A 399-nucleotide genomic window follows, 5' to 3' on the forward strand; every position below is an offset into this window, starting at 1 on the left:
CATAGGCATTATCATGGGTATATCTTGTTAGTCTGCCTGCTTCGTCATTGATGAACCGTGTATTGCTATAGCGGGTATCATTACTGGCTATATGCACTTGCTGGAGCAGGACCTGGTCAACTCTGTCTTTTGGCAGTCCTGGTTGTGTATTGGCAGGGTCGCTTTCATATTCATACATGGTGAATTCGGTATTGACATCGGCTGCTTTGAATGCCTCGCGCAACAAACCACTAAAACGCAACATGCCCATGATTTCATTGGTAATACCAGTGCGTTCCAATTGGCTATTGGCGGTGTAACGCCTTTGGTCGATGATCATGCCATCACGGGTGGTGGTGTCTAATCGTCCTATGATGTCATAGCGATAAGTTTCGTCTACATAGCCGCTGGCCGGGTTAC

General features: G+C 47.1%; 1 protein-coding gene. It reads right to left on the reverse strand.

Annotated elements, in window-relative coordinates; translation table 11 throughout:
* A partial coding sequence (locus ACO0LF_RS31525) for a hypothetical protein (RefSeq protein WP_423021362.1) occupies positions 1 to 399 on the reverse strand: 399 nt, incomplete at both ends.

Source organism: Undibacterium sp. Di27W, assembly GCF_049340345.1.
Lineage (GTDB): Bacteria > Pseudomonadota > Gammaproteobacteria > Burkholderiales > Burkholderiaceae_D > Undibacterium.